Here is a 6,992-nt window from a genome sequence, read left to right as displayed (position 1 = left end):
GCTCACCCCGGCCAACCACTGACCACCTCAACAACCAAGATCAGCCGTTAACTTGACACTCCCCCTGCAGGCTCATTCGAGCAGTTCGCGGATGACCCCCATGGCCCGTGGCGAGATCACCTCGTCGGGATAGAAGTCGCCGCACAGTCGTACGGCGTCGTCCACCGTCGTGACCTTGGACAGCGCCGCCAAGGTGCGGAGATCGTCCACGTCGCGGGCCCGCGCCGCGAGTGCCTTCATCGCGAAGATGTGCTCCGGCGAGGCCGCCATGACGCGTAGCCCGGGATGGTCGAAGACCCGCCGCCTGCCCGGGTCGTCCTTGCCGGAGACGTACACGCTGGCCTGCTCGTTGAGCCACCACGGGGGCAGCCCCAGGTCGTCGGCCACCGCACGGGCCTCGTCGAGGACGACGCCGTGTGGAACGAACATCGCATCGACGTCCCTGGTCACCCGTTGGGCGTCGTAGGCCAGCGCCATCGCGGCACCACCCACGACGAAGATGTCAGCAACAACACCGCGCCGGACGAGCCTCTCGCCAAGGCGAGTGAACGCGCGCTCGAGTTCCGCGCGCCCCATCAGGACGCCGTCCGACCCGGTCACGCCGCAGCCAAATCGTGAACTGACAGGTACACACCGTGTTTCCGGAACGCTGCCGGCGCCCATGCCAGGGCATCGGCGCGGTGGATGGCCAACTCGGCCGGGAACCAGGCCCGGCGCAGCACCCGCGCCTCGACCCACGTCGGCGGCGCAAGATCCGCCTGCGCGAGCAGATGCTCCGCGAGCGCCGCCAGCAGCGCATCCCACCGCTCATCCCCGGTCAACCCAGGCTCATCCGTCAACAGAGCGACCCTGGTGTCAGCCGGCTCCCACCGGTACTCCTCCAGGAACTCCCACACGAGCTTCCAGCGAATTTGGTCGGTATTCGCGGACGAGAGATGGCCGGCCAACACAGCCAGACTCATCGGTTCGTAGCCGGTACCCACAGCGCGAACCTCACCTCCGAACCAACGGCATCGCCGGTTGCAGACTACCGCCTCCCTGCTGCTGAGCCTCGCAACGCCTGACTGCTGACCCGCTCTACTGCGGCCGGTAATCGACGAGGACGTCCGCCAACGACCGCACCACCTCACGATCCACGTGACCCCCGGCCGGCCCGCCCGCACCCGCCGCGCCGGGCGGATACGCCTCCGCCAGGAACGTGTCGATCAACTCCTGCCGCTGCTGCTCGGGCAACTCCGGCGCGTCCGGCCAGGTCGGCAGGAACTCCCGGCACCTCGACCAGGCCAACGCCCGCACCTCGACAAAATCCTCATCGTCCGGATGCGGCCGGTACATGTCAGTGGCCCGCAGCGCACCAGCCGGATCCGCCGGCACCTGAGGCATCGACACCTCCACCACCGGCATCGGCACCTCCCCCCGCGTCACGCAGCCGCGACCAGTACTCCGCCACGCCTTCCCGCAGGACACCCATTTGGCGACCATCGTCCCACCCGGCTCGGTCACCTGCGCCATCAACGTGTGCCGGCGGGCGTGGGAATCCTCGGACCGTACTCGACGAACAGCACCCGCTCGCTGTCCCACACATCCGCCGCGATGCGCCCGTACCGGAACGAACGCCGGGGCGGAAAGCCACGACGGCGCGGCTGCCCCTCGACGAGGATCTCCACCGCCCGTCCAGCAGCGACCACTCGCCCGGCGACACCACCCGCCGCAACGCGGCAACCGCGGCCAAAGCGTGCGGCGACGGACGCGAGCACGTCCGACCCACCACCTCATCCGGTCTACGCGCCGAGACGTGTCCCGATCGGCCGCTTCGGCAATCAGCCTCCACCGGAGGAACTGATCATGTTCACGACGACCTTCGCCGTCGCGAACATGATCAGAGGCAGCAGCTCAGGTGATGACGACGACCGCGAGGGCCACAACGCCGGCCACCAGGGCCCGGATGGACCAGGTAACCCGGATGAACTTGCGGTGCGCCACCAGGTTCGCCGTCCAGATCTGTCCGACGACGGCCCGCTCGAACGCGTCCTCGTCGGCCGCCGCCTTCACCCAGGCATCGATGAAGGCTTCCCGGTCGTCGCCGTACCGACGGGCGACGTGATCGTAGTAGTGCAGCGACCACACGGTCGTCACCTGCCGCCGCGGCACCAGCGTGTAGAGCGCCAGCAACGCGCTGAGCACGATGCAGACGCCGGCAACGAGCACTACGCCTCTGGCCCAGGGGTCGTGAGCCGACGGCAGTTGCCCGGCCAGGACCCCGGAGGCAGCCAGCACGGCGGCTGCCTTCACATCGGCGAAGCGGATCATCTCGTTCGCCTGTTGCAGGGAGGAGCGCTCCGCTTCCCTCATGAGTCTTCCAGACGATTCATCAGGTCGGGCCGGTCGTACGAGGAGAAGACCTCCCCCAACTGCCCGAGCAGATACCGGCGTTCGCCGTCCCCTAGCCCTTCGAGGAACTCACCGATCAGCTTGGCGATCACCAGGAATCGTGACTCGGCGACATCCCCGAATTTCTGGGCGATCCCCTCGAAGTCGATGTCCAGCATGGCGTTCAGCTGATCAGGGTGGTGGTGGAGCCAGTAGCTGCGGGCGACATCGGGGCGCGAGTAGATGCTCTCCCGGAGGTGCCGGATCTGCTTCAGCTCGGCTTGCTGCTTCCGGCGGTCGAGGGCGCTCTGCCGGTCGATCTCCAGGATGGCTTCCGCTGCGGCACGGGCTTGCGGGCTGACCGCCAGCTGGACGTGGACGCCGTCGACGATCCGAGTGTTGATCTCGGTCTCGGCGTTGCCGGCCTGAGTGACGCAGTACTGGGAGGCCAGTTTGTCAGCCCATTCCGTGATCTTCTGTCGTGCCGTCCAGGAAGCAGACTGATCGTTGCCCCGCCACCAGAACTGGAAGGTCGCGTCGAACGCGATGTGCGGATGGCAGCTGCGCAACTCGGCGGAGAAGGTGACCAGCTGCACGGAATCCTGAGGTCTCGCCCGGAGGCCCGACAGGCGGCCACGCCAGCTCCCGCTCATCGGGCGACCAGCAGCGGGTTGGCTCGGTGGAATCGCTCGATGAGCCGGTCACGCACGTCCCGGGCAGCCGGAGCCTCGGCGTCGCGGGCAAGTGGCTGCCAGGCATACAGCAGGTCGGACATACGGGCGAAGCGACTGCTGGCGCCCTGGCCGGTGCCGCCGGCCCGGATCATCAGGTCGGTGATCAAGTCCTCGTGCACGGGTTCCCTGGCCGTCGTGTCCAGCCACCGGAGGAGCGCCTCGCGGATTTCGCCCTGCGGTCCAATCCCGGTGAACAAGAGCGTGAAGGCATGCACCAGTCTGGTCTGTAGTTCCGCGTCGCCAGCCAGTTCGGCGAGGAGGAACCCGGCCCGCTCGGGGGTTTCGGAGATCGCGGCCAGGGCGCGCAGGCCCGCGTCGTGCCGCTGGTCGTGTCCGGCCGCCCAGTCGACGACCCGGCGCAGCGTCGCCTGCCGGTGCCGTGGCCGGTCCCAGAGCGACCGCACGGCCTGCACGACCGCTTCGGTGACGGCGTCGATCCCTCGCCCGGCCAGGTTGTTCAGCCGGGTCAGCACCGCCTGCGGATACGCGTCGGCCAGCGCCCCGCCGCAGACTGCGGCGACCGCGCAGAGCAGCGTCAGGCTGCCCGACTGCACGGCCCACTGATTGAGCCGGCCACGCATCGCCGCCCCGGCCTCGGGGCTCATCGCCACCGCCGTCATCAGGTCGACGATCAGCGGCCGCAGGGTCTGGTAACCCCACCACCGCTCGGCCAGGGCACGCACTTCGGGAGCGTCGGCCCCGGGAAGCGCCAGGGTCACCGCGAGCATGGCCGAGGCCACCTGTCCGGCGACGCGGACGTTCGGGGAACCGCCGCGGCGCATCGGCAGGTCGGAGGCCCAGCTCCAGAGGCGCGTTCGGAATGCCTTGGACTGGTCGCCATGCACGTAGCGCAGGATCGCGACGTCGTAGGACGGTAGGGTGAAGAAGATCCGGTGCTCGTCGTCGATCCGGGCGTTGACGTTCTTCGCCAGCTGGCGGATGCCTGGGGCGCCGATACCGCCGCGTACGTCCGCCGGTTCCGCCAGCTTCTCGGCGAGCTTCTCCATGGCGTGCAGGACGTTGCTGGCCTGTCCCCCTTGCAGGAAGGCCAGGGCGATGAGGAAGAGCCGGCTCCGTGGGTCCGGGTTCTTCTCGAACCAGGCGACCAGTTCTTCGTCCCAGTTCTGGTAGGCCTTGACCGCGTTGCGGGCGATCTCGGCCAGCGGTTCCTGCGGATCACCCGCAGCGGCCCTGATCCGGTGGGACAGCCTCGCGATCTGCGTCGGGGTCGCGCCCTCGAGCATCGCCGGCAGCGGCGGCGTCTTGAGCAGCCTGTCCACGTCCAACCTGTCGCGCTGGTCGGCCAGGAGACGGCTCAGCAACTCCTCGGGTACGGGAGCGGTCACCGTGAGAACGGCGAAGCCCGGAACGTCCTCGGGCCGTTCGAGGCTCACACGGTCGACCAGGACCACCAGGTACGAGTCCCTCTTCTCCACAGCCTCCCGATAGGCGATGAGCAACTCCCGCAACCGCCCGTTCCGGCTTCCGGGCGGCACCGTGAGCAGGTAGGCGGATCGACCGTACGACGATCACGGCACCTCGTCGACGGGCAGGAGACGCTGCTCGTCATCGTCGATCGGGATCTCCCGCCGAGGTGAGGGAACAGCGCCGAGCAGCCCGACCGCGGCGGTCCGTCGGCCGGTGCCGGGATCGGCCACCAGCAGGACGTGGCGCCGCTCCCGAAGAATCCCGGCAGCCGATTCCCTGGACAGCCCACCCGGACCGTAGAAGCGCCGCACGAAGGTCGCGATCGTCTCCTGCACGAAGGCGTCGGAGAGTTCCCGGGCGGCCCGGTAGCGCCCGAGCCAGTTGTGGACATTCTGCACCATGTCGCGGCCGACGTGCGAGGCGACCTGGCCGCCGTTCTCCTCGACGTAAGGACCGTCGTCGATGTCCTCGGCGTAGGAATCGTCGATGTCCGGGACCACGGGCTCGATCAGGTCGGTGGTCATCGGGCACCGCCCCGGTGCTGCGTCATGGTCTCGACCGTGGTGGCGACCTGGCCGTCGTTCCGCTTCACCCGCGGCCCGGAGACCCGCGGCCCCGACGTCCGCGGCCCTTCGGGCTTCCCGGCCTCCGGTGCAGGCGCCGGTGTGGCCGGCAACACACCGAGCAAGTTCCCGGAGACCTCCGGGATGTAGAGCCATGCCTGCCGGCTGAATGCCTTGCCGTCGACCGTCGCGATCACCGGCAGGCAGCGGTCGGGGTGTATGCCGGCGTACCCGGCGGCGATAACGTCCGCGAAAACACGGTCGGAGAAGATGCAGGCCACGAACGTCACACGCGGGCTGGCCGCAGCGAGCACGGCCTTCACCGGCGCGGAGTCGAGCAGACGGTGGGTCTCGTTGCGGGAGTCCCCGTTACCGGTCCAGTGAGGGTTCTCTGGATCGGCCGGCAGCGGACCGACGTGCAGGCTGACCCGCAACTGAAGGCGTACCCGGCCCTGACGGTTGTGGTCGGCGAGGCGTTCCTGGAGCAGACGCGGGAACGGGTCCACCAGGTAGGGCAGGACGTACGTCGGGAGTCCGACGGCGAAGCCGTCGCCGGTCGGGCCGAGGAAAGCCGGCTGATCCCATTCGGCACGCAGCCCGGCGCCGATCAGGGCGTCGCCCACGAGGTCGAGCAGGCTCTTGCTGATCGCCTCGTGGGTGCTGCCCGGTTCGGCGGTGAAGCCCTTCGCGTCCACCGCCAGAATCGCCCGATACGGCGGCAGATCGATCGAATGTGCAAACGGAATGTGCTCCATGGGAGTCCTTTCTCGACGACGGGACTCCTTCAGCGTCGGCCGAGATCGCGCCCCTCTCTGCCCAGTACTGGGCGGAAGCCGTGTGACCGAACGCTCAACGCCGACGGGTCGACGACGGTGACCTGCCGCCGCCCGGTGGCGACGATCCCGGCGTCCCGCAGGACGGTCAACTCGGCGACGACCGCGTTGCGCGAGGCACCGACCAGCTCGGCGAGTTCCACCTGGGACAGTCGGATCGTGGGCCGCCCGTCGGCGCGCCGGGTCTCCCGGTCGAGTTGGATCAGCGCCCTCGCCAACCGCTCCCGCACCGGCAGCACGGCCAACGCTGCGCGCTGCGCGTCCGAGGTACGCAACCGGCTCACCGTGTAGGCGGCAAAACCTGCGGCGAAAGCGGGTCGGGTCAGGAAACGCCGGAATTGCGGGCCGGTCAGCACGCGGGTGACCGTGGTGGTGAGCGCCGTGACCGTGGCAGATCGGGGTTCCAGGTCAACAGCGGCAAGATCGCCGACGACGTCACCAGCAGCCCGCAACGTCAGCAGGGCACGGCTGCCATCGCTTTCCGACCGCACCACCTTGACGCAGCCGGCCAGGACCACATGCACATGCTGGGTGGTGTCACCCTGGCGCAGGAGCACGGCGCGGGGTTCGAAGCGCACGAGGATCCCGGTGTCCTGGACCCGGTGCCACTCGTCTTGGGGGAGGTGAGCGACGAGTCCAGATTCACTGTTGTCACGCATGCACAGAATGTATAGCTGCCGGCCGCAACGAGTAGTGGGCCAGTAGCGTTGCCGGGCTTGGCTCGGTCCCGCATCGTCATCATCCGCCACGTGGCCGCATTGGCCGGAGTCGGGGTGATCGCGTCCGCCGGCCCGCTGCCCCGTGCGGTTGGCGGCATCGGCGCGCAGCTGATCACGCGGATACAGGCCGTAGTCCACCGAAGTCTCCGCTCTGCCTCGATCCACCGACGCGGTTTGTGCTGCGTCGAAGCGGTGAACCAGCCGGACCAGGGCCATCGGCCGAGAGCCGAGAGGACGTTCCCGTCCGCTCGACATGCGGCTGTCCGAGGATCGACCCCGGCTAGCTTGATCTTTAACCTGTGCGGCGTGGACGGGGATTGACGGACTTCGTCTTCTTTGCCGCTG

10 protein-coding genes are annotated in these 6,992 nt (G+C 68.7%); all 10 read right to left on the bottom strand.

What is annotated here, in order from left to right:
* Positions 1 to 72: 72 nt before the first annotated feature.
* On the bottom strand, positions 73 to 600 hold the full coding sequence (locus tag V6U90_RS31930; protein WP_334444659.1) for a DUF6036 family nucleotidyltransferase: 528 nt from the start codon (positions 598 to 600) through the stop codon (positions 73 to 75).
* A complete protein-coding gene (locus tag V6U90_RS31925) occupies positions 597 to 983 on the bottom strand; it encodes a hypothetical protein (protein WP_334444657.1) in 387 nt (128 codons plus the stop codon). The genes V6U90_RS31930 and V6U90_RS31925 overlap by 4 nt, the downstream gene beginning before the upstream one ends.
* A gap of 94 nt (positions 984 to 1,077) precedes the next feature.
* Entirely contained in the window at positions 1,078 to 1,383 is a 306-nt protein-coding gene (locus V6U90_RS31920; RefSeq protein WP_334444655.1) for a hypothetical protein, read from the bottom strand.
* A 128-nt stretch (positions 1,384 to 1,511) separates the two neighbouring features.
* Positions 1,512 to 1,667, bottom strand: coding sequence for a hypothetical protein (locus V6U90_RS31915; RefSeq protein WP_334444653.1), 156 nt, complete (start codon positions 1,665 to 1,667; stop codon positions 1,512 to 1,514).
* Positions 1,668 to 1,893: 226 nt separating this feature from the next.
* Positions 1,894 to 2,310, bottom strand: a complete 417-nt coding sequence (locus V6U90_RS31910) for a Pycsar system effector family protein (RefSeq protein ID WP_334444651.1) — start codon at positions 2,308 to 2,310, stop codon at positions 1,894 to 1,896.
* Positions 2,311 to 2,348: 38 nt separating this feature from the next.
* Complete coding sequence (locus V6U90_RS31905; RefSeq protein ID WP_334444648.1) at positions 2,349 to 2,966, bottom strand: hypothetical protein; 618 nt, start codon at positions 2,964 to 2,966, stop codon at positions 2,349 to 2,351.
* Between the two features lie 53 nt (positions 2,967 to 3,019).
* Positions 3,020 to 4,540, bottom strand: a complete 1,521-nt coding sequence (locus V6U90_RS31900; RefSeq protein ID WP_334444646.1) for a hypothetical protein — start codon at positions 4,538 to 4,540, stop codon at positions 3,020 to 3,022.
* A 93-nt stretch (positions 4,541 to 4,633) separates the two neighbouring features.
* A complete protein-coding gene (locus V6U90_RS31895; RefSeq protein ID WP_334444644.1) occupies positions 4,634 to 5,056 on the bottom strand; it encodes a hypothetical protein in 423 nt (140 codons plus the stop codon).
* Complete coding sequence (locus V6U90_RS31890) at positions 5,053 to 5,850, bottom strand: hypothetical protein (RefSeq protein ID WP_334444642.1); 798 nt, start codon at positions 5,848 to 5,850, stop codon at positions 5,053 to 5,055. The genes V6U90_RS31895 and V6U90_RS31890 overlap by 4 nt, the downstream gene beginning before the upstream one ends.
* Before the next feature lie 29 nt (positions 5,851 to 5,879).
* The gene (locus V6U90_RS31885) at positions 5,880 to 6,785 is read right to left on the bottom strand and encodes a Crp/Fnr family transcriptional regulator (protein WP_334444640.1); all 906 of its coding nucleotides are present in this window, start codon (positions 6,783 to 6,785) and stop codon (positions 5,880 to 5,882) included.
* Positions 6,786 to 6,992: the final 207 nt, after the last annotated feature.

It is taken from the genome of Micromonospora sp. CPCC 206060 (assembly GCF_036906895.1).
Lineage (GTDB): Bacteria > Actinomycetota > Actinomycetes > Mycobacteriales > Micromonosporaceae > Micromonospora.
This window is presented reverse-complemented; position numbering and strand designations above follow the sequence as displayed.